This window comes from Enterobacter sp. BIDMC 26 (assembly GCF_000534435.1).
GTDB lineage: Bacteria > Pseudomonadota > Gammaproteobacteria > Enterobacterales > Enterobacteriaceae > Enterobacter > Enterobacter ludwigii.
In genome coordinates this window covers 3,248,994-3,269,796 of sequence record NZ_KI973182.1, presented here as the reverse complement: position 1 = coordinate 3,269,796, position 20,803 = coordinate 3,248,994, and the positions used below count along the sequence as shown (strand labels likewise).

23 protein-coding genes and 1 tRNA gene are annotated in these 20,803 nt (G+C 56.3%); 8 read left to right on the top strand and 16 right to left on the bottom strand.

The window, feature by feature from the left end; genetic code table 11:
• The first annotated feature begins 9 nt into the window (after positions 1-9).
• The 3 genes from L462_RS08035 (at position 10) to L462_RS0123665 (ending at position 1,893) form a co-directional block, all read left to right on the top strand.
• Positions 10-474: a phage tail protein gene (locus tag L462_RS08035; RefSeq protein WP_014171677.1), complete on the top strand. Its 465-nt coding sequence runs from the start codon at positions 10-12 to the stop codon at positions 472-474.
• Positions 471-1,625, top strand: coding sequence for a phage late control D family protein (locus L462_RS08040; RefSeq protein WP_032678991.1), 1,155 nt, complete (start codon positions 471-473; stop codon positions 1,623-1,625). The genes L462_RS08035 and L462_RS08040 overlap by 4 nt, the downstream gene beginning before the upstream one ends.
• A gap of 67 nt (positions 1,626-1,692) precedes the next feature.
• Positions 1,693-1,893 carry an ogr/Delta-like zinc finger family protein gene (locus L462_RS0123665; RefSeq protein ID WP_032678990.1) on the top strand — a complete coding sequence of 67 codons (201 nt, stop codon included), beginning with the start codon at positions 1,693-1,695 and terminating at the stop codon, positions 1,891-1,893.
• A gap of 82 nt (positions 1,894-1,975) precedes the next feature.
• Here L462_RS0123665 and L462_RS08045 read toward each other — a convergent pair.
• Positions 1,976-2,051: transfer RNA gene (locus L462_RS08045), tRNA-Ile, on the bottom strand.
• Between the two features lie 124 nt (positions 2,052-2,175).
• Between L462_RS08045 and mug the strand changes: the two genes are divergently transcribed.
• Positions 2,176-2,682, top strand: coding sequence for a G/U mismatch-specific DNA glycosylase (mug, locus tag L462_RS08050; RefSeq protein WP_025202984.1), 507 nt, complete (start codon positions 2,176-2,178; stop codon positions 2,680-2,682).
• An 83-nt stretch (positions 2,683-2,765) separates the two neighbouring features.
• On the opposite strand, the gene rpoD is transcribed toward mug, so the two are convergent.
• The 3 genes from rpoD to rpsU form a co-directional block, all read right to left on the bottom strand.
• Entirely contained in the window at positions 2,766-4,613 is a 1,848-nt protein-coding gene (gene rpoD / locus L462_RS08055; protein ID WP_020883616.1) for an RNA polymerase sigma factor RpoD, read from the bottom strand.
• 150 nt (positions 4,614-4,763) lie between these two features.
• On the bottom strand, positions 4,764-6,509 hold the full coding sequence (gene dnaG, locus L462_RS08060) for a DNA primase (protein WP_025202985.1): 1,746 nt from the start codon (positions 6,507-6,509) through the stop codon (positions 4,764-4,766).
• Positions 6,510-6,623: 114 nt separating this feature from the next.
• A complete protein-coding gene (gene rpsU / locus L462_RS08065) occupies positions 6,624-6,839 on the bottom strand; it encodes a 30S ribosomal protein S21 (RefSeq protein WP_001144069.1) in 216 nt (71 codons plus the stop codon).
• A 236-nt stretch (positions 6,840-7,075) separates the two neighbouring features.
• Here rpsU and tsaD point away from each other — a divergent pair, with 236 nt between their 5' ends.
• Entirely contained in the window at positions 7,076-8,089 is a 1,014-nt protein-coding gene (gene tsaD, locus L462_RS08070) for a tRNA (adenosine(37)-N6)-threonylcarbamoyltransferase complex transferase subunit TsaD (protein ID WP_020883618.1), read from the top strand.
• Positions 8,090-8,129: 40 nt separating this feature from the next.
• Here tsaD and ureG read toward each other — a convergent pair whose 3' ends face one another.
• From ureG to plsY, 10 genes are all read right to left on the bottom strand, one after another.
• Positions 8,130-8,747: an urease accessory protein UreG gene (gene ureG, locus L462_RS08075; protein WP_014171666.1), complete on the bottom strand. Its 618-nt coding sequence runs from the start codon at positions 8,745-8,747 to the stop codon at positions 8,130-8,132.
• A 9-nt stretch (positions 8,748-8,756) separates the two neighbouring features.
• Entirely contained in the window at positions 8,757-9,431 is a 675-nt protein-coding gene (locus L462_RS08080) for an urease accessory protein UreF (RefSeq protein ID WP_032678989.1), read from the bottom strand.
• Positions 9,431-9,970, bottom strand: coding sequence for a HupE/UreJ family protein (locus tag L462_RS08085; protein WP_032678987.1), 540 nt, complete (start codon positions 9,968-9,970; stop codon positions 9,431-9,433). The genes L462_RS08080 and L462_RS08085 overlap by 1 nt, the downstream gene beginning before the upstream one ends.
• Before the next feature lie 9 nt (positions 9,971-9,979).
• A complete protein-coding gene (gene ureE, locus L462_RS08090) occupies positions 9,980-10,456 on the bottom strand; it encodes an urease accessory protein UreE (protein WP_032678986.1) in 477 nt (158 codons plus the stop codon).
• A gap of 9 nt (positions 10,457-10,465) precedes the next feature.
• The gene (gene ureC, locus L462_RS08095) at positions 10,466-12,169 is read right to left on the bottom strand and encodes an urease subunit alpha (protein ID WP_032678985.1); all 1,704 of its coding nucleotides are present in this window, start codon (positions 12,167-12,169) and stop codon (positions 10,466-10,468) included.
• Entirely contained in the window at positions 12,162-12,476 is a 315-nt protein-coding gene (locus tag L462_RS08100) for an urease subunit beta (RefSeq protein ID WP_020883624.1), read from the bottom strand. The genes ureC and L462_RS08100 overlap by 8 nt, the downstream gene beginning before the upstream one ends.
• 10 nt (positions 12,477-12,486) lie before the next feature.
• On the bottom strand, positions 12,487-12,789 hold the full coding sequence (locus tag L462_RS08105; protein WP_003862556.1) for an urease subunit gamma: 303 nt from the start codon (positions 12,787-12,789) through the stop codon (positions 12,487-12,489).
• Between the two features lie 10 nt (positions 12,790-12,799).
• Positions 12,800-13,627: an urease accessory protein UreD gene (locus tag L462_RS08110; protein WP_014171660.1), complete on the bottom strand. Its 828-nt coding sequence runs from the start codon at positions 13,625-13,627 to the stop codon at positions 12,800-12,802.
• A gap of 116 nt (positions 13,628-13,743) precedes the next feature.
• Positions 13,744-15,210, bottom strand: a complete 1,467-nt coding sequence (locus L462_RS08115; RefSeq protein ID WP_032678984.1) for an MFS transporter — start codon at positions 15,208-15,210, stop codon at positions 13,744-13,746.
• A 92-nt stretch (positions 15,211-15,302) separates the two neighbouring features.
• Complete coding sequence (gene plsY / locus L462_RS08120) at positions 15,303-15,917, bottom strand: glycerol-3-phosphate 1-O-acyltransferase PlsY (RefSeq protein ID WP_020883628.1); 615 nt, start codon at positions 15,915-15,917, stop codon at positions 15,303-15,305.
• 107 nt (positions 15,918-16,024) lie between these two features.
• Here plsY and folB point away from each other — a divergent pair, with 107 nt between their 5' ends.
• Positions 16,025-16,393, top strand: coding sequence for a bifunctional dihydroneopterin aldolase/7,8-dihydroneopterin epimerase (gene folB, locus L462_RS08125; RefSeq protein ID WP_020883629.1), 369 nt, complete (start codon positions 16,025-16,027; stop codon positions 16,391-16,393).
• A 107-nt stretch (positions 16,394-16,500) separates the two neighbouring features.
• Complete coding sequence (bacA, locus tag L462_RS08130) at positions 16,501-17,322, top strand: undecaprenyl-diphosphate phosphatase (RefSeq protein ID WP_014171656.1); 822 nt, start codon at positions 16,501-16,503, stop codon at positions 17,320-17,322.
• A 10-nt stretch (positions 17,323-17,332) separates the two neighbouring features.
• On the opposite strand, the gene L462_RS08135 is transcribed toward bacA, so the two are convergent.
• The gene (locus L462_RS08135) at positions 17,333-18,574 is read right to left on the bottom strand and encodes a multifunctional CCA addition/repair protein (protein ID WP_032678983.1); all 1,242 of its coding nucleotides are present in this window, start codon (positions 18,572-18,574) and stop codon (positions 17,333-17,335) included.
• Between the two features lie 61 nt (positions 18,575-18,635).
• The gene (locus L462_RS08140; RefSeq protein ID WP_025203004.1) at positions 18,636-19,256 is read right to left on the bottom strand and encodes a TIGR04211 family SH3 domain-containing protein; all 621 of its coding nucleotides are present in this window, start codon (positions 19,254-19,256) and stop codon (positions 18,636-18,638) included.
• A gap of 229 nt (positions 19,257-19,485) precedes the next feature.
• Between L462_RS08140 and L462_RS08145 the strand changes: the two genes are divergently transcribed.
• On the top strand, positions 19,486-20,787 hold the full coding sequence (locus L462_RS08145; protein WP_032678982.1) for a CYTH domain-containing protein: 1,302 nt from the start codon (positions 19,486-19,488) through the stop codon (positions 20,785-20,787).
• Positions 20,788-20,803: the final 16 nt, after the last annotated feature.

Below are 20,803 nucleotides of genomic sequence, written 5' to 3'. Positions count from 1 at the left end.
AGAGAGAAAATGTTAATGGTGCTGGGTCTGTTTGTCTTTGAACGACGAACCTTACCGTATCAGTCAATGGTATTTACAAAAGACTACCGCTGGGCATCCAATGAACGCATCGGGAAACCCAAAGCCTGGCAGTACCTTGGCGAAGGTGAGACATCCTTTAACCTTTCCGGATTACTTTACCCGGAGCTCACGGGAGGGCGGCTTTCTCTCAAGGCAGTTGAGCTGATGGCGAATGAAGGGCGGGCATGGCCGTTGATAGACGGTACCGGCATCATTCACGGCATGTTTATCATTGAGAAAGTCACGCATACGCATTCGGATTTTTACAGCGATGGCACTGCCCGGAAAATTGATTTTACCCTGGTACTGAAACGCGTGGACGAATCGCTGATGACGACGTTTGGCGACCTGAGAACGCAGGCCTCAGAGCTGGTGGAAAGCGCACGTAATAGCATTGGAGGGCTGGTGGGATGATCACCGAAATGAATATCCGGGCGGGTGGGAAAATCGCCCCTGATTTCATGCTTAAGCTTGACGAGCGCGATATCACGCAAAATTTCAGCCATCGTCTGATCAGTTTGACCATGACCGACAAACGTGGGCTGGAAGCCGATCAGCTGGATATTCTACTGGATGATTCCGACGGGGTGTTAGACCTGCCTGCCCGGGGGGCAAGACTGTCCTTATGGCTGGGATGGGAGGGAACACCGCTCCAGCCTAAAGGGGAGTTTACGATAGATGCGATTGAATTCCGGGGCACGCCGGACACGCTGACCATCCGGGGATGCAGCGCAGATTTTCGTGGGAAGCTCAACGTGCGGCGCGAACAGTCGTGGCATGACACGACGATCGGCGCGATAGTCAACACCATTGCTCAGCGTAACCAGTTTACCGCCAGCGTCGGGGCGGGACTTGCATCCATCGCCATTTCTCATATCGATCAGTCACAGGAGACTGACGCGGCGTTTCTCTCCCGCCTGGCCGAACGTAATGGTGCATTTGTTTCAATCAAAGCCGGGAAGGTTATTTTTATGAAAGCGGGCCATGCCGTGACGGCCAGTGGCACACCGCTTCCCTTAATGATGATTGAACGTGGGGATGGCGATCGGCACCTTTTTTCCGTCGCTGACCGTGAAAATTATTCCGGCGTGACGGCCAAATGGCTGCAAACGCGTGACCCAAAACAACAAAATGCTCAATTGAGTATTGCTCGTCAGCCCGGGGGGCAGCCGACAGAAGGACTACAGCACCCGGATGCCGCTACACCGGTAGCGGGAGCAGGAGGCAAGGCAGAGAAGCCGCAAGAGAGGCTGGTGGGGTCGGCGGAAAACGTTTTTGAGCTCACCACGGTTTATGCCTCTGAAGAGCAGGCGCTCAGGGCTGCGGAGGCGAAGTGGCGCGCGCTTCAGCGGGGTACCGTGAATTTTTCTATCCAGCTGGCGCTGGGACGTGCCGATCTGTATCCCGAAACGCCGGTGCTGGTCAACGGCTTTAAACGGGTCATTGACGAGCAGGCGTGGATTATCAACGAGGTGGTTCATACTCTCAGCGAGAGTGGATTTACCACGCAACTTAAGCTTGAGCTGAACGTCGCGGATGAAAAATTTTCTATCAAAAGTGAGTAATATATTTGCTATTTCGTTCTTTTTGGGTATTATCAATTCACAAATTGTGAATTACGTGGAGGGGTACATGTTTCATTGTCCTAAGTGCAAGCATTCCGCGCATGCGCGTACCAGTCGCTATTTAAGTGAAAATACCAAAGAGCGCTATCACCAGTGCACCAATGTGGACTGCAGCTGTACGTTCGTGACGATGGAGTCCGTGGAGCGTCTGATTGCGACACCTGGCGCCGCTGAACGTATCCGAACGGCTTCGCAGACCCACGGTTAGCGACTGCGCCACCGGCTCAAAAAAAACCAATAAAAAAGCCACTCAATCGAGTGGCTTAATCATTTGATTCTACAGCTAAATTTGGTGGCCCCTGCTGGACTTGAACCAGCGACCAAGCGATTATGAGTCGCCTGCTCTAACCACTGAGCTAAGGGGCCGTGGCGGTGAATTATAGAGGAACTCCCTTCAGCAATCCAGCCATTCACACCTGCCTGCTGTTTTTATAAACAATGCATAATCAATCCTTTATACTTCCATAAGGATGTATCAATGGGAGTAGAGATGATCAACGATATTCTGGCCCCGGGCTTGCGGGTGGTGTTTTGCGGGATTAACCCGGGGAAGTCCTCGGCGCACACCGGTTTTCACTTTGCCCATCCGGGGAATCGCTTCTGGAAGGTTATCTATCAGGCCGGGTTTACCGACAGGCTACTGAAGCCTGAAGAGGAGCAGCACCTGCTGGATACGCGCTGCGGGATTACCATGCTGGTTGAGCGGCCCACGGTACAGGCGAGTGAGGTGAACCTGCATGAACTGCGCAGCGGTGGGCGGGAGCTGATTAAGAAGATTGAAGATTATCAGCCGGCAGCGCTGGCAATCCTGGGTAAGCAGGCTTACGAACAGGCGTTCAGTCAGCGCGGTGCGCAGTGGGGCAAACAGGCCATCACCATTGGCGTCACGCAGGTGTGGGTGCTGCCAAACCCGAGCGGGCTTAACAGGGCAACGCTGGATAAGCTGGTGGAGGCGTATCGGGAGCTGGATGAGGCCCTGGTTGTGCGTGGGCTGTAGGGCGGTGTTTCCTTGTTCCTGAGGGGCGGAGAAAATGCAAAAAAAAAGCTCCCTTTGGGGAGCTTTTTCACTGACAGGATCGATTAATCGTCCAGGAAGCTACGCAGTACTTCAGAGCGGCTTGGATGGCGCAGTTTACGCAGCGCCTTCGCTTCGATCTGACGGATACGTTCGCGGGTAACGTCGAACTGTTTACCCACTTCTTCCAGCGTGTGGTCGGTGTTCATATCGATACCGAAACGCATACGCAGCACTTTTGCTTCACGGGCGGTCAGGCCAGCCAGAACGTCGTGCGTTGCAGCACGCAGGCTCTCGGTCGTTGCAGAGTCCAGCGGCAGCTCGAGGGTGGTATCCTCGATGAAATCACCCAGATGCGAATCTTCATCATCACCGATTGGTGTTTCCATGGAGATTGGCTCTTTGGCGATCTTCAGCACTTTACGGATCTTGTCTTCCGGCATCAGCATGCGCTCAGCCAGCTCTTCCGGCGTTGGCTCGCGGCCCATCTCTTGCAGCATCTGGCGGGAGATACGGTTGAGCTTGTTGATGGTCTCAATCATATGCACCGGAATACGGATGGTGCGCGCCTGATCCGCGATAGAGCGGGTGATAGCCTGACGGATCCACCAGGTAGCATAGGTGGAGAACTTATAACCACGACGGTATTCAAACTTATCAACCGCTTTCATCAGACCGATGTTGCCTTCCTGAATCAGATCCAGGAACTGCAGGCCACGGTTGGTGTACTTCTTGGCGATAGAGATAACCAGACGCAGGTTCGCTTCAACCATCTCTTTCTTCGCACGGCGGGCTTTCGCTTCACCGATGGACATACGACGGTTGATGTCTTTAACCTGCTCAATGGTCAGGCCGGTCTCTTCTTCAATCTGATGCAGTTTCTGCAGGCCGCGGAACACGTCTTCTTTAACGTCATGCAGTTTTTCAGACCACGGCTTGTTCATCGCGATAGCCGCGTTGAACCAGGTTTCGCTGGTTTCGTTGCCGGTGAAGAGGGTGATGAAGTTCTTCTTCGGCATTTTGCACTGCTCAACGCACAGTTTCATGATGATGCGTTCCTGGGTACGTACGCGATCCATCATCACGCGCATGCTGTTAACCAGGTAGTCGAACTGTTTAGGCACCAGACGGAACTGTTTGAAGACTTCAGACAGTTTCAGGATCTCTTCCTGTGCGGCTGCGTGGCTGCGACCTTTTGCTTTGATGGTATCACGCGTGACTTCGTACTGGGTACGCAGCTCGGCAAACTTCTCGCGCGCCAGTTCCGGGTCGATGCTGTTGTCATCATCGGCGGTGTCGTCGTCGGCATCTTCCTCATCTTCGTCTTCGTCATCATCCATCTCTTCCTGAGACAGTTCAGAACCCACGTGAGTGGCGGTCGGTGCCATATCTTCTTCAGCGTTCGGGTCGACAAAACCGGTGATCAGGTCAGACAGGCGCGCTTCTTCCGCTTCAACACGATCGTACTGCTCCAGCAGATAGGTGATCGCTTCCGGGTATTCGGCAACAGAGCACTGAACCTGGTTGATACCGTCTTCGATGCGTTTCGCGATGTCAATTTCGCCTTCGCGGGTCAACAGTTCAACGGTACCCATTTCGCGCATGTACATGCGGACCGGGTCAGTGGTACGCCCGATTTCAGATTCCACGCTGGACAGGACCTGTGCAGCAGCTTCTTCCGCATCTTCGTCAGTGTTGTTGGAGGTTTCAGCCAGCAACAGATCATCGGCATCAGGTGCTTCTTCCATCACCTGAATACCCATGTCATTGATCATTTGGATGATGTCTTCGATTTGATCTGAATCGACGATATCTTCCGGCAGATGGTCATTGACCTCGGCATAGGTCAGATAGCCTTGCTCCTTACCGCGTTGGACAAGAAGTTTCAGCTGTGACTGCGGGTTTTGCTCCATAAGACGGTATCCACACTTAATTCGTTTGATTGGTGTCGGCGATGGGGCTGCCAACCTTTAAAGCGAGGGCGTACTTATATTTGTGCCGCTGCCTCTCAGTGCGGCTGCCGGGGGCTTCCCGATCGATATTCGGCACTTAAGCCGTTGAATTCATTTTTTTGCCAGCTCCTGGTTCAGCATCCAGAGTTCCCGGCGTTCTTCGCTGCTTAAGCCGTGTGTGCGCTCGCGAGCTATCAACTCTTCCTGGCGCAGCTCAAGCATCGAATCAAACATATGGTTGAGTGAGTCGGTGAACGTTTTTTCTGCAATGTCCTTATCTGCTATATCGTCCCACATCGACAGTTTTTCAAGGGTAGCAGCCTCTTTTGTGCCGCGATAATGTTCTAAAAGTTGTCCGGTGGTCAGACCTGGCTGAGACAAACAAGTGTTGACCAATTCTGAAAATAAGCCAAGCCCGGGCAATTTTTCGTGGTTCAAACCCGCCAGTGATGGCACTTGCGGAGCAAGTTCGGGGTTTTGAACCAGTAACCCTATCAGTATACGCATGGTTGTGCGTTTTAGCTGAGGCGCGGGACGAACCGCACCGTTTTCAGACTGTTTAGGCATTAAACGTTCAAGCTGACTGTCATCCAGAATGCCGAGCTTGTTGCCTAGCTCCTGACGCAGATAGATGCGCAGCGTTTCGCCGGGCACCTGACTGATTAACGGCAGCGCCAGCGTGCTGAGCTGCGCGCGCCCGTCAGGGGTACTCAAATCGACCTGCGGCATCAGGCTGTTAAACAAAAACGTGGAGAGCGGCTGAGCCTGCTCCATCCGCGCTTCAAACGCCGCTTTGCCCTCTTTACGCACCAGCGTATCCGGGTCTTCACCGTCGGGCAGGAACATAAAGCGTAACTGACGCCCGTCGGTCATATAAGGCAGTGCGGTTTCCAGCGCACGCCAGGCGGCGTCGCGCCCTGCACGGTCACCGTCGTAACAGCAGATGACATTGTTAGTCACCCTGTACAGCAGCTGAATGTGATCGGCTGTGGTCGAGGTGCCCAGAGATGCAACCGCATAGTTGATGTCGTACTGCGCCAGCGCAACGACATCCATATAGCCTTCGACGACCAGAAGGCGCGGAGGTTCCGCGTTATCCTTCAGCGCCTCATAAAGACCGTAAAGCTGGCGGCCTTTATGAAAAATATCGGTCTCCGGGGAGTTGAGGTACTTCGGCAGGGCATCACCCAGCACGCGACCACCAAAACCAATCACCCGGCCACGCTTGTCGCGGATCGGGAACATCACCCGTTCGCGGAAGCGGTCGTAGCTTCGTCCCTGGTCATTGGTGACCAGCATGCCGGCATCGATAAGAGACTTACGATCTTCGCTATTGCCGCCAAAACGCTTTAACACGTTGTCCCAGCCGGGCGGGGCGTAACCAATAGCGAAACGCGCAATCACATCGTCACTCAGTCCGCGCGCTGTCAGGTACTGACGCGCAGGCTCAGCAGCAGCGTGCTTAAGAGACTGTTGATAAAACGAGTTCAGACCATCCATCAGTTGGTACAGCGTTTGCCGTTGATGGCGCTCGATCTGGCTTGGCCCACTGCCTGCTTCATACGGCACTTCAAGGTTGTGCATCGCCGCCAGCTCTTCGACGGTTTCAACGAACTCGAGCTTGTCGTAGTTCATTAAAAAATCGACAGCATTACCGTGAGCACCACAGCCGAAGCAATGGTAAAACTGCTTTTCACCGTTTACGGTGAAGGAGGGGGTTTTTTCGTTATGGAAAGGACAGCACGCATGGTAGTTCTTGCCCTGCTTTTTCAGCTTTACCCGCGCGTCGATGAGATCGACGATGTCGGTTCTGGCTAGCAGGTCATTGATGAATACGCGTGGGATTCGTCCGGCCATATGCCCCAAAAATTTTAGTAACTCATAAACGAAAACAAGCCGCGCATTCCTTCCGGAAGCACGGCCTTACGACTACAACTCTGTCTGTCATTGAGGGCTGAGGCCCTCAATTGATTAGTACAGACGAGTACGGCGTGCGTTTTCGCGAGCCAGTTTCTTCGCGTGACGTTTCACAGCAGAAGCTTTAGCGCGCTTACGTTCGGTCGTTGGTTTTTCATAGAACTCACGACGACGAACTTCAGCCAGAACACCTGCTTTCTCGCATGAACGTTTGAAGCGACGCAGTGCAACGTCGAACGGCTCGTTTTCACGTACTTTAATTACCGGCATGTAACTCTCACCTTTGATAAATTCGGTTTGCCGCTGGCATCAACGCCAGCTTATTTCAAAATGGTGCGGAATTTTACTGCAAATGCTGCTGCTTTGTAAAGCACCGACGCGTTTTTGAAAGGGACTTTAATAAGGGTGAGGAGTATACACGAGGCTTCTTCCTGGGGCGAACAAAGTTTTACATCAATCCGCATTGGCCCTACACTGCGCGGTATTGAAACGAGGTAAAACAAGTCATGCGTGTACTGGGTATTGAAACATCCTGCGATGAGACCGGCATCGCCATTTACGACGACGAAAAAGGGCTTCTTGCCAACCAACTGTATAGTCAGGTGAAATTACACGCTGACTACGGCGGCGTCGTGCCTGAACTGGCTTCTCGTGACCACGTGCGTAAAACGGTTCCCCTGATTCAGGCGGCGCTGAAAGAAGCCGGGTTGAGCTCTACTGATATTGATGCTGTAGCGTATACCGCAGGCCCGGGCCTGGTGGGTGCGCTGCTGGTCGGCGCAACGGTGGGCCGTTCGCTGGCATTCGCGTGGGATGTGCCGGCCATTCCGGTTCACCATATGGAAGGGCATCTTCTGGCGCCGATGCTGGAAGATAATCCGCCTGCGTTTCCTTTTGTGGCGCTGCTGGTTTCAGGTGGCCATACCCAGCTGATTAGCGTAACGGGGATTGGCAAGTATGAGCTGCTCGGCGAGTCCATTGACGACGCAGCCGGTGAGGCCTTCGACAAAACGGCCAAACTGCTGGGTCTGGATTATCCTGGCGGTCCGATGCTCTCGAAAATGGCCTCGCAGGGCACGGAAGGGCGTTTCGTCTTCCCGCGTCCGATGACTGACCGTCCAGGGCTGGATTTCAGCTTTTCCGGTCTGAAAACCTTCGCGGCCAATACCATTCGCAATAACGACGATAGTGAGCAGACCCGTGCTGATATCGCCCGTGCGTTCGAAGACGCGGTGGTCGATACCCTGATGATCAAATGCAAACGCGCCCTGGAAAAGACCGGCTTTAAGCGTCTGGTGATGGCCGGGGGCGTCAGCGCCAACCGCACGCTGCGTGCAAAACTCGCCCAGATGATGCAAAAGCGTGGTGGGGAAGTATTTTATGCCCGTCCGGAATTCTGTACCGATAACGGGGCGATGATCGCCTACGCGGGCATGGTGCGTCTGAACGCTGGCGCGACCGCCGATCTGAGCGTCTCTGTACGTCCACGCTGGCCGCTGGCGGAGTTGCCGGAGGCGTAATGCCTGGCCCTCTCCCGCCAGGGAGAGGGGATTTATACGGTTACACCCGCAACATCCCTTTCTCTTCCAGAAATGTCACGATCGTCGCCAGTCCGTCGCCCGCCTTCAGATTGGTGAAGGTCCACGGGCGCTCGCCGCGCATGCGGTTGGTGTCACGCTCCATCACTTCCAGTGAGGCCCCCACATAGGGTGCCAGGTCGGTTTTGTTGATCACCAGAAAATCGGATTTGGTAATCCCTGGGCCGCCCTTACGCGGGATCTTCTCCCCTTCAGCGACATCAATCACATAGATCGTCAGGTCAGCCAGCTCCGGGCTGAAGGTGGCGCTCAGGTTGTCACCGCCGCTTTCAACGAAGATCAGGTCCAGATTGCCGAACTTTTCGCTTAACGCTTCCACTGCCGCCAGGTTCATTGAGGCATCTTCGCGGATTGCGGTATGCGGGCAACCGCCCGTCTCCACGCCCACGATGCGCTCTGGCTCAAGGGCACCCGCTTCGGTGAGAATGCGCTGGTCCTCTTTGGTGTAGATATCGTTAGTCACCACTGCCAGGTGATAGGTGTCGCGCATTGCTTTGCAGAGTGCTTCCAGTAACGCGGTTTTACCCGACCCCACCGGGCCGCCCACGCCCACGCGCAGGGGATGTTTGTAATCAGCCATGTTGTCTCCTCAGGAACGGAATAATCGTGAATATTGTGTTTCGTGGCGCGCAGAGGCGATGGCCGACAGCGGCGTTGCCGCACCCAGCGCGTCGTCGCCACGCAAAAAAGCCGGTTCAAGCCCAGCGGCAAAGTGGTCGCTCAGGTCGATAATCAGCTGCTGCGCCGCCTGTTGCCCGAACGGCACCAGCTTGACGCCCGCCATGACCGCGCTCTCAATCCAGCTGTAGCCCAGGCTCAGGGCCAGCTCATGGGCGCTAATGCCCCAGCGTACTCCGAGCCACGCCATGCCGCTGAGCTGGCTTTGCATAAACAGCGTCTGCCACTCTGCCGGACAGTCCGGCTCCCAGCTTTTGAGCAGGCGCGTAAAGGCCGCCCCGCGGTTGCGTTCCTCTTCACGCAGTTCACGCGTTTCCCGGCAGGCGAGAAGGTAGGCCGTCCAGCGTGTTGCCGTCGCCAAATCGTTTTGCTCGCACGCCTGATAAAGTCGGGAAAACAGCGGCAGATCGACACAGAACAAGCTCTGCTCCATCTGCAGGATCTGCCAGTTTTTGAACGCCTCAGCATCGGGGACCCAGCCTGCTTCTACGGCCCACTCCAGCCCCTGCGACCAGGTGAATGACCCGACCGGAAGGCTGCTGCTGGAGAGCTGCATCAGGCGCAGCCGCTGGCGGACGTGCTCCATCAGCCCATCAGCGCCAGCAGCGCAGAGACAATCAGCCCGCCACCAAAGGTTTTACGCAACCCGTCGTGACGGCGCAGCAGTAACCCGGCGGCGAAGCTGGCGCACAGCACCGTGGCACTGGCAAACATAAAGCCGCTGGTGAAGAGCCAGAAGTTGTGGCCAGACATCTCTACCCCGTGCGCCCAGCCGTGGAACATTGCCAGCGCCGGCACGGCCAACAGCAGGCGATTTTCGGTTTTAAACATCATCGCGCCGCAGACCGCCAGCGAGGCGATAATCAGCATTTCCATGCCGCTAAAGCCGCCAAGCTGGCTGCCTGCAACGGCCCCGGCCAGCATCATGCCGAGAGTGGCAAGAGGCAGCAGCAGCTTGCGCCCGCTCAGGGCCGAAAGTACGCCCGCACCGGTTAGCATCAGCAGATGATCAAGACCCGTCAGCGGATGGAAAAAACCGGCCTGAAAGCTGTCTGTGCCGTGTCCGGGATGCGCCAGGACAGGAAGAGAAAAGGCCAGCAGTAACAGAGGTAAAAACGTACGCATGATGAATCCTTAATGTGAATGAGCGTGAGAGTGACTATGGCTATGACTATGGCTGTGGGCATCGCTGGTATACGCCCCTGCTTCCGGTTCAAACGGGAGGGTGGCAAATGTCACCTCGAGCCCGAACTGGCGCAGCATGTCATCGAGCACATGATCGTGGTGGTAGCGCAGCTCGCCGGGCATGATCTGCAACGGCACGTGGCGGTTGCCGAGGTGGTAGCAGGCGCGGGCGAGCAGGAACGGATCGTCGCAGCGCACGACGGAGACCGATTCCGGCGCGGCGATCACCTCGATCACCTCGCTGCCGTCGTCAGTGGTCAGCAGATCCCCCCCGCGCAGCAGCAGGCCGCGCGGCAGCATCAGCCCGGCTTCGCGACCGTCATTCAGCGCCACGCGGGCACGGCTTTTCACCCGGACATCAATCGGCAGCGTGACGCTGGCGGTTATCGGATGGGCATGGTCAAGGCGTTGGGTCAGGTAGATCATCGTCACTCCTTAAAACAGGAAATAGCGTTGGGCCATCGGCAGAACGTCTGCCGGCTCGCTGGTAATGAGCTCGCCATCAACGCGAACCTCGTAAGTTTGTGCGTCAACGGTGATGTTGGGCTGCAGGCTGTTGTGGATCATGTCGGCCTTTTTCACCGTGCGGCAGCCTTTTACGACGGCTATGCCGCTCTGCAGGCTGAGCTGGTGCGAAATGCCCTTCGCATCGGCAGCCTGGGAGACAAACGTCAGCCGTGTTGCATGGCGTGCGGCACCCAGCGAGCCAAACATCGGACGGTAATGGACCGGTTGCGGCGTTGGGATAGAGGCGTTGATATCCCCCATCGGCGCGCAGGCGATCATCCCGCCTTTCACAATGGTGGCGGGTTTGACGCCAAAGAACGCGGGGGACCAGACCACTAAATCCGCCAGTTTCCCGGCCTCAATCGAGCCCACTTCATGGGCAATCCCGTGGGTCAGCGCCGGGTTAATGGTGTATTTGGCGATATAGCGTTTCACGCGGTAGTTATCGTTGTTCCCGGTCTCTTCCGGCAGTGCGCCGCGCTGAACCTTCATACGGTGCGCCACCTGCCAGGTACGAATAATCACTTCGCCGACGCGACCCATTGCCTGGGAGTCGGACGAGGTCAGCGAGAAGGCACCGATATCGTGAAGGACATCTTCCGCGGCGATGGTCTCCCGGCGAATGCGTGATTCAGCAAAGGCCACGTCCTCGGCGATATCCGGGTCGAGGTGGTGACACACCATCAGCATGTCGAGATGCTCGTCGATGGTATTCACCGTGTAGGGCAGCGTCGGGTTAGTGGAGGAGGGCAGAATATTCGGGTGCGCGCAGGCAGTAATAATATCCGGTGCATGTCCGCCGCCCGCCCCTTCCGTATGGAAGGTGTGAATGGTCCGTCCGCCGATAGCCGCCAGCGTGTCCTCAACAAACCCGGATTCGTTCAGCGTGTCGCTGTGCAGCGCCACCTGAATATCCATCTCCTCCGCCACCGCCAGTGAGCAGTTGATGGCGGCCGGCGTCGCGCCCCAGTCTTCGTGGATCTTCAGCCCGATGGCACCCGCTGCGATCTGCTCGCGCAGGGCATCAGGGTTGGAACCGTTACCTTTGCCAAGCAGGCCGATATTCACCGGTAGTGTATCGGCCGCCTGCAACATTCGCGCGATATACCAGGGCCCCGGCGTACAGGTCGTGGCGTTGGTGCCTGCCGCAGGGCCCGTACCCCCGCCAATCATGGTGGTGACGCCAGAGACCAGCGCCTCTTCCGCCTGCTGCGGGCAGATCCAGTGGATGTGCGTGTCGATCCCGCCGGCGGTGACAATTTTCCCTTCGGCGGCGATCACTTCTGTCGCTGCGCCAATCGGGATCGTGACCCCGGGCTGTATATCCGGGTTACCGGCTTTACCCACGGCAAAGATCCGGCCGTTTTTTACGCCAATATCGGCTTTAACGATCCCCCAGTGATCGATAATCAACGCGTTGGTCAGCACCAGATCCACGCAGCCGTCGGATGTCATCTGCCCCTGGCCCATACCGTCGCGGATCACCTTCCCGCCGCCGAATTTGACCTCTTCGCCGTAGACCGTGAGATCGTTTTCCACTTCAACCCACAGCTCGCTGTCGGCCAGACGCACTTTATCGCCAGTGGTGGGGCCGAACATATCGGCGTAGGCCTGGCGTGAAATTTCAGCCATTTTTCACCTCTCCCATCACCTCGCCGCGAAAGCCGAAAATACGCTGCGCGCCGCTGACCTGAACCAGCGTCACCTCGCGCTTCTGTCCGGGTTCGAAACGCACGGCGGTGCCTGCCGGAATATTCAGCCGATAGCCTTTGGTGGCTTCCCGGTCGAATTTCAGCGCCGGGTTAATCTCATAAAAGTGGTAGTGCGATCCCACCTGGATTGGCCTGTCGCCATGGTTTTCGACGATCACGTTTTGCGTGTCTCGCCCAACGTTGATCGCAATGTTTCCGGATTGGATCTGGTATTCGCCTGGGATCATCACGCGCTCCTTATACGATCGGGTTATGGACGGTGACGAGCTTTGATCCGTCCGGGAACGTCGCTTCCACCTGAATGTCGGGGATCATCTCCGGTACGCCTTCCATCACCTGGTCGCGCGTCAGGACGTGACGGCCCGCTTCCATCAGTGAGGCGACGGTTTCGCCATCGCGGGCGCCTTCCATAATAAACGCGCTGATCAGCGCGACTGATTCCGGGTAATTCAGTTTTACCCCGCGCGCAAGGCGGCGTTCGGCAACCAGCGCAGCGGTAAACAGCAACAGCTTGTCTTTTTCTCTGGGGGTCAGTTCCATAACGTTTCTCTTATGTCTGCCAGATACGCGGCGAACAGGCGGTTTTGGGGGTTAAAAGCGGGCGAAGCGACTGCCAGATATCGCGCATCACCCGCTGGCAAATCAGGTTGTCGTGGGAGAGAAAACGCACCGACAGCAGATCGTCTGTGAGCGTTGCCCCGGCAAAGTGGCTCAGCGGCGTCAGCAGCTCGCGCACCGTTTCGAGGTGCGCTTCCCTGGCCGGAAAGAACAGCAGCGTGCCGACCCACGGGAGACCTGCAACGGGCGTGAGATCGCCATTGCTGAGGTGCTGACGTTCAATCAGCCGTGGCTCATCGTCGACCCAGATCTCAAGGCGGCTTTCCAGCGTGCCGTGGCTGAAGGTTTCGCCGATCACCGGGCGACCCAGACAGTACAATTCCCACGCCAGCAGCGTACTGGAAGCCTTCAGATGAAAAACGGAACGCAGGGCGGCATTCGCACCGGGAAAGATAATGGTGTCCTGCGGCAGCCACTCCAGCGTAGCCTCATCGTCGAGCCAGAAGTGCTGATTGAGACAGGCCTGCGGGCCGCTGCTGCGATAGAACTTGCTCGCGCCGGGCATGGTGATCAGCGCATGGCTTTTCGCGTCCAGATGCACCGAAATATCCAGCGTATCGCCGCCGACTATCCCGCCTGGCGGGTGCAGCAAATACAGGTGGCAGGTGTCGCCTTCGGGATAAAAAGGCCGCTGTACGGTGAGGGGCCCGATGTGATGAGCAGCGTGCAGGAGGGTTTTCTCAGGGGTGTAACAAAACTGCAGGGCAAGCGATGCCTGCCAGCCTTTGTAAGAATTATCAGTGACCTGAGCTGCTAACATGCTGCATCCATCTGCTCATCATCGGGAGACGTTTCAGTATGCCCTGGCAGAAATGAAGGCTGTCATATGAGTCGCTTATGGATAAAAAAACCGGCTCAAGGAGCCGGTTGAGAAGGTTATCGATAATCCTCTGCATCCACATCATAGCCGGACGGCTCCCAGCGGATCGCCAGCAGCGAAGCCAGCCCGATAAACGGTGCCAGGGCGATCACCCAGAACACGGCGGTATCAAGAGAGGCCACCAGCAGCGGGAACAGAAACAGGGAGAGCGTGGAACTGCTGCGCATTAGCGTCTGGTTAAGGCCCACACCCACGCCGCGCAGAGAGGTGGGATAGCTCAGGGACGCAAACGTCATGGTATGGGCACCGGGCCCAAATCCCTGACCGAACAGGAACAGCGCCAGCATCGCGACGGCGATAACGCCTTCCGATACGCCTTCCGGACGACCAATCAGCGCCAGCCCCAGCAGAGCAACAAGCTGACAGGCGTAGCCCGCCAGCGACATCCGCCACGCGCCGAAGCGCGGAACATAGCGTACTGCCAGCAATCCGCCGACGAAGGCAAACAGCAGGTTTAGCACCAGTGAGATCAGAATAGTGGTCAGCATCGACTGCACAAAGAAGCTGGAGATAATGACCGGCAGACCAAATGCGACGGCGTTATAGGCGAAAGACGATACCACCGAGAGCAGGGTAGCGAGCGTGGTACGTCGCAGATAGACGCCACGGAACAGGTGCAGATAGTTTGCCCACTTCGCCTTGTTGACCACCGGTGCCGGTTGGTTAAGCGCATCCTGCGGCACGTGGGCGTTGATGTTATACGATTGCCGCAAGATAGCGGCCGCCTCTTTCAGGTTGCCCTGATTCGCCGCCCAGACCGGGGACTCGCTCATGTAGCGGCTACGAATGGCGATAATCACCAGCGCAGGCACCGCGCCAAACCCCAGGATTAAGCGCCACAGCCAGTCGCTGTGACTTTCTGGCAGTACGGCGTAGAAGAATAACACCAACAGGTAAGAGATGCTGATTGCGGCATACCAGGTTGGACACCACATTGCGACGCTGGAGGCCTTGTTTCCGGGGCCTTTGAGCCTGGCGAACTCGCTAAGAAACGCCATCGCCACCGGCAGATCGATCCCCACGCCGAGGCCCATCACAAAGCGTGCGCCCGCCAGCGCATATTCGTTCGGTGCCAGTGCACAGGCGATGGCCGCTACCACGAAGAACAGCATGTCGGCCATAAAGACGCGGTAGCGTCCGATCTTGTCCGTGAGATAGCCACCCAGTAGCGCCCCGACAATCGCACCAAAGGTAATGGCCGAGGCCACCATGCCGGTACCGGCAGGGGTGAGATTAAATTCGCGGGTGATGTCTTTGATGCCGAACGCCAGCGCACCAAGGTCGTACGCATCGAGGAAAATACCGCCCAGCGCGATACCGACTACGATGCGGGCGTTGGCCCGACCCTGAGAACCGTCGTTGACCAGACGTGAAACGTCAGAGGCGTTACGTACCCACTTGATGTCGCCATCAGGCGAATGTCCTGCTGTTGAAAGGGGAGTTGTGTCTGTAATGTCTGCCATTTTCGTTTTGTGTGGTTGTGTTGTGTCATTAACAGTTACCACAGGCAGAGGGTGACCAAAATCACATTTGGTTATAAGGCATAACTAACCCCTTACGGGGCGTCTTTTTTCTTTCTCTTGAGCTTCGACCAGATTTTGGTCTCCTGGCGACGCCACAGGCGCTGAATATTATCGTGATGACGCAGCAGGATGAGGCAGGAGAGCATTGACACCGGGAAGGTGAACTGCGGTTTGAACCACCAGACATAGAATGGCGCAATCAGCGCGCTGACGATGGCGCCCAGTGACGAGTAACCGCTCAGAAGAATGGTCAGTAGCCAGGTGCCGGCCATCACGCCGGTTAAGTCCCAGCCGATTGGGGCAATAGCACCAAAGGCGGTGGCGACGCCTTTACCGCCTTTAAAACCAAAGAATACAGGCCAGATATGGCCGACACAGGCGGCGATAGCAATGAGCCCCAGCCAGAACGGCGTTACGCCCAGCGCATACGCTCCCCAGACGGGTAACATTCCTTTCAGAACATCAAAAATCAATACCGCTACGGCTGCTCCCTTGCCGCCAATTCGTAGTACATTGGTCGCCCCCGGATTCCCGGAACCACTTTCGCGCGGGTCAGGTAACCCGGCAATGCGGCAGACCAGAATGGCGCTGGAGATTGAGCCGCAAAGGTAGGCGAGGAGGATCATTCCAGGCGCGATTGCACTCATAACGCTGTTCCGTTTTGAAAATGTATCTGTATTCTCAGCATCTGTGGATAATACGCATAATTCGCCGGAAGTGGTATCCGGTTTAGCCAAAAAGCAGGCAGGTCGTGATGGATATTGTATTTATAGAGCAACTTTCGGTAATCACCACTATTGGTGTTTACGACTGGGAACAGACCATTGAACAGAAACTCGTGTTCGATATCGAAATGGGCTGGGATAACCGCAAGTCAGCAAAAAGCGACGACGTGAATGACTGTCTGAGCTACGCCGATATCAGTGAAACGGTCGTGGGCCACGTCGAAGGGCAACGTTTTGCGCTGGTGGAGCGTGTGGCAGAAGAGGTGGCTGAGCTGCTGCTGAGCAAGTTCAACGCACCGTGGGTACGCATCAAGTTGAGCAAACCGGGCGCCGTGGCGCGTGCCGCTAACGTCGGCGTGATCATTGAGCGTGGCACAAATCTGAAAGGGAAGATTTAACGTCATAATAGCTAAACCATTTTAGGTTATACCGGTCTTAAAGCTGTATCTTTCACGGTTGTCCGCGTGGGACACCGTTTTTTTTATATCTTTTTAGGGGTTTATAGATGAGCGATATGCACTCGCTGCTGGTGGCGGCAATACTGGGTGTGGTCGAAGGATTGACGGAGTTTTTGCCGGTTTCCAGTACGGGCCATATGATTATCGTTGGCCATCTGCTGGGCTTTGAAGGCGATACCGCAAAGACGTTTGAAGTTGTCATTCAGTTGGGGTCTATTCTGGCGGTCGTTGTAATGTTCTGGCGTCGTCTGTTCGGGCTTATCGGTATCCACTTTGGCCGTCTTCCTCAGCGTGAGGGTGAAAGCAAAGGTCGCCTGACGCTTATCCATATTCTGCTTGGCATGGTTCCGGCAGTGGTTCTGGGCCTGGTTTTCCACGACACCATTAAATCGCTGTTTAACCCGATTAACGTCATGTATGCGCTGGTTGTCGGCGGTTTCCTGCTGATCGCGGCAGAACTGCTGAAGCCGAAAACGCCACGCGCGGAAGGTCTGGATGACATGACCTACCGTCAGGCGTTTATCATCGGTTGTTTCCAGTGTCTGGCGCTGTGGCCGGGCTTTTCACGCTCAGGCGCGACCATCTCTGGCGGGATGCTGATGGGCGTTAGCCGTTATGCTGCGTCGGAGTTCTCGTTCCTGCTGGCGGTGCCGATGATGATGGGCGCGACCGCACTCGACGTCTATAAAAGCATTGGCTTCCTCACCACGGGTGACATTCCGATGTTCGCCGTGGGCTTTGTCACTGCCTTTATCGTGGCGCTGATCGCCATCAAAACCTTCCTGCAGTTGATTAAGCGTATCTCGTTTATTCCGTTCGCGATCTATCGCTTTATCGTGGCGGCTGCGGTTTACGTGGTCTTCTTCTGACCGACGGCCCTCAGTCTTTAGGCTGAGGGCAATGCTTTTCCTTCCAGTCCGTCACCGCCTGAATTCGACGTTTCGTCAGCTCTTCCCGGATTTCCGGTCCCTTGAAGCCCGCCTCGACAACCGCTTTAGTCGGTACCGCTTTTGCCACGTCCCACGCTGCGCGTAACAGCCGCCCCTGCGGATAATCGCAGGCTTCAAAACCGGTGCGGCCACGTACGTCGGCTTCGCTGGTCAACGCGATCTGCTCGACGCGCTGGGGTTTGCGCCATGCGTCGATGTTATCAAACAGCTTAACGATGGTGGCCGGTTTGAGGATCGGGAAGGTGTGGATCAGGTCGTGAAATTCCGCCACCAGTCTGGCGAGATCGCGGATCTCGTTGGGTACCCGCAGGCGCTGGCAAAGCCCTTCGACCAGCTTCACCCCGGCAGGACCGTGGCCATGGTGGCGCGGCCACATGGCTTTTGGCGTTAATCCTTTGCCGAGATCGTGGCACAGCGTTGAAAAACGCACATCCACCTCGGGGCTGAGCATGGCAGCCATACTCAGGGTCATCAGGGTATGCACGCCGGTATCGATTTCCGGGTGCCATTTCGCCGGGGCGGGCACGCCGAACAGCGCGTCAATTTCCGGGAACAGCACTTTCAGGGCGCCACAGTCACGCAGCACCTGGAAAAAGACCTGCGGGTTGCGGGTAGTAAGGGCGTTTTCCGTCTCTTTCCAGACGCGCTCTGGCGTGAGGTGGGCCAGTTCGCCCGCCTCGGTCATGGCGGTCATCAGTGCCAGGGTCTCATCGGCAATGCGGAAGCTCAGATGCGCGTAACGCGCCGCAAAGCGCGCCACGCGCAGCACGCGGAGCGGATCTTCAGAAAACGCCGGGGAGACGTGACGCAGCAGTCGATTACGCAGATCGTCCTGACCGCCATACGCGTCAATGATCTGGCCGTCTTCGTCCTGCGCCAGCGCGTTGATGGTGAGATCGCGACGCAGGAGATCTTGCTCCAGCGTGACGTCCGGTGCGGCATAGCAGGTGAAGCCGGTATAACCCGAACCGGATTTCCGTTCGGTACGCGCCAGGGCGTACTCCTCACGGCTTTGCGGGTGCAGAAACACGGGAAAATCGCGGCCTACCTGCTGGTAGCCCGCGTTAAGCATCTCTTCAGGTGTGGCTCCCACCACCACCCAGTCTTTATCTTTGACCGGCAGACCTAACAACGCATCACGTACCGCACCACCGACCAGATAACTCTTCACGCCCTGTACTCCCGTTTTCTCTTTTCGCAAGATAATACGTAAGTCTGGCAGAGAAGACGAATTAGTTCATCCAGCGGTCTTTACGCTTACGGCTTGGGATCAGGTGAGGAAGCACCAGACCCAGCACCAGGCCAACGCCCAGCACACCGCCACCGTACATAAACCACTGCATGATGATGGTACGTTGTTTGTCATCAAGTTGCAGATTGGCGGCGTTCACCTTCTTCTGCGCGACAATCAGCTCGTTTTTCAGTTTCTGATTTTCGTCTTTCAGACCGTTAATCACGCTGTCGCTCTGGGCCACTTTCTGCTGCATTTCCGCGGTACGCTGGTTCCAGGTACCGTCGATATTGTTCAGCTTGTCGGTCAGCGTTTTCACCTGATTTTCCAGATCCGGCACGCGGGTACGCAGGCTTGGCACCGCGCTCAGCTCTTTCAGTGGGATCCAGGACGTGCGGCCGGTACTGTCGCGAACCTGACCATAATTGGTCTCCGCGTTGGTCTGTAACAGCGTCACTTCCTCGCCGGCATTGACCGTACCCACGAGGCGATAATTATCTCCAGGGCCACTGCGTACCCAGGTGTTCAGTTCGTCAGAAACGTAACGCTTCTCTTCAGCGTGCACGGCGGTTGCGGCGCTAAAAGCGAGGAAAGTAAGTCCAATCAGGCGTAATTTAAGCATCATTAGTCGTTATTTTCATAAATAGTGGAACGATAGTAGTGGCAACAGTGTCTCTACGCAAAGCATTCGTCAGCAATCAGAATCATCTGTGTCACGACCCTAAACATTTACGCCCGTCAAATTGCTCATTGCGTGGCAATTTGGCGCAAAATACTATGTACTGACAAACAAATGGCGAGGAAGTTCGCCCTCATTGACGCGTCTGTGACGCCTGCAAAAGTACAAGGCTATGGCTCAAGAAATCGAATTAAAATTTATCGTCGAAAAAGACAGCGTTGACGCACTCCGTCAGCATCTGCAGACCCTTTCCGGCGAACACCATGAACCGGTACAACTGCTTAATATCTATTACGAAACGCCAGACAACTGGCTGCGCCGCCATGATATGGGGTTGCGCATCCGTGGCGCGAACGGGCGCTACGAGATGACGATGAAAATCGCTGGCCGCGTGGTCGGCGGTTTGCATCAGCGCCCAGAATACAATATCGACATCAATCAGCCAGAACTTGAGCTGGATCGTTTCCCGGCAGAAGTCTGGCCGGACGGCGTGCTGCCAGAAACCTTATCCGCCGAGGTGAAACCGCTGTTTAGCACCGATTTCTGGCGTGAAAAATGGCTGGTAACGGAAGGGAAAAGCCGCATTGAAATCGCCCTCGATCAGGGTGAGGTAAAAGCGGGTGAGCTTCAGGAGCCGATTTGCGAGCTGGAGCTCGAACTGCTGGAGGGTGAAGTCCAGGACGTACTGAAGCTGGCGCGTAAGCTGGTAAGCCAGCCGGGCCTGCGTCAGGGCAGCCTGAGCAAAGCGGCGCGGGGGTATCATCTGGCCGCCGGGAATGCGCCGCGCCTGCTGAAAGAGACGACTATTTTGCACGTGCCACCGAAAGCCAGCGTTGAGCAGGGCATGGAGGCGGCACTGGAGCTGGCGCTCTCACAGTGGCTTTATCATGAAGAGCTGTGGGTGCGTAATGTGAAAAACGCAAAAGCGCACGTGTTAGCGGCGATGAGCCTTGTGCGTCATACCCTGGCGCTGTTCGGCGGCATCGTACCTCGTAAAGCGAGCGCTCACTTACGTGACCTGCTGACCCAGACCGAAGCGCTGCTGCTCTCTGACGTATCCGCACAAACGGCACTCTACAGCCCGCAAAACGCCGCCGCCAGGCTGGCGCTGACCGAGTTTCTGGTGACGCGCAGCTGGCGTGCCTTCCTGGATGCAAAAGCGCAGGCCAAAATTGAAGATAACTTCAAACGTTTCGCGGATATCCATCTTTCACGCCACGCGGCGGAGCTTAAAACCACCTTTGCGTATCCGCTGGGAGACCAGTATGGCGATCAGCTGATCCGCCTGTCGCGCAATATCGACAGCATGCTGCTGCTGTCGGGTGCCTATGACGGCCCTAAAGCGCAGGCCTGGCTGGAGAACTGGCAGGGGCTGAAACATGCTATCGAAACCCGTCAGCACATTGAGATTGAGCATTTCCGCAATGAAGCCATTTCGCAGGAGCCGTTCTGGCTGCACAGCGGAAAACGTTAACTCTGGCAAGGAACCC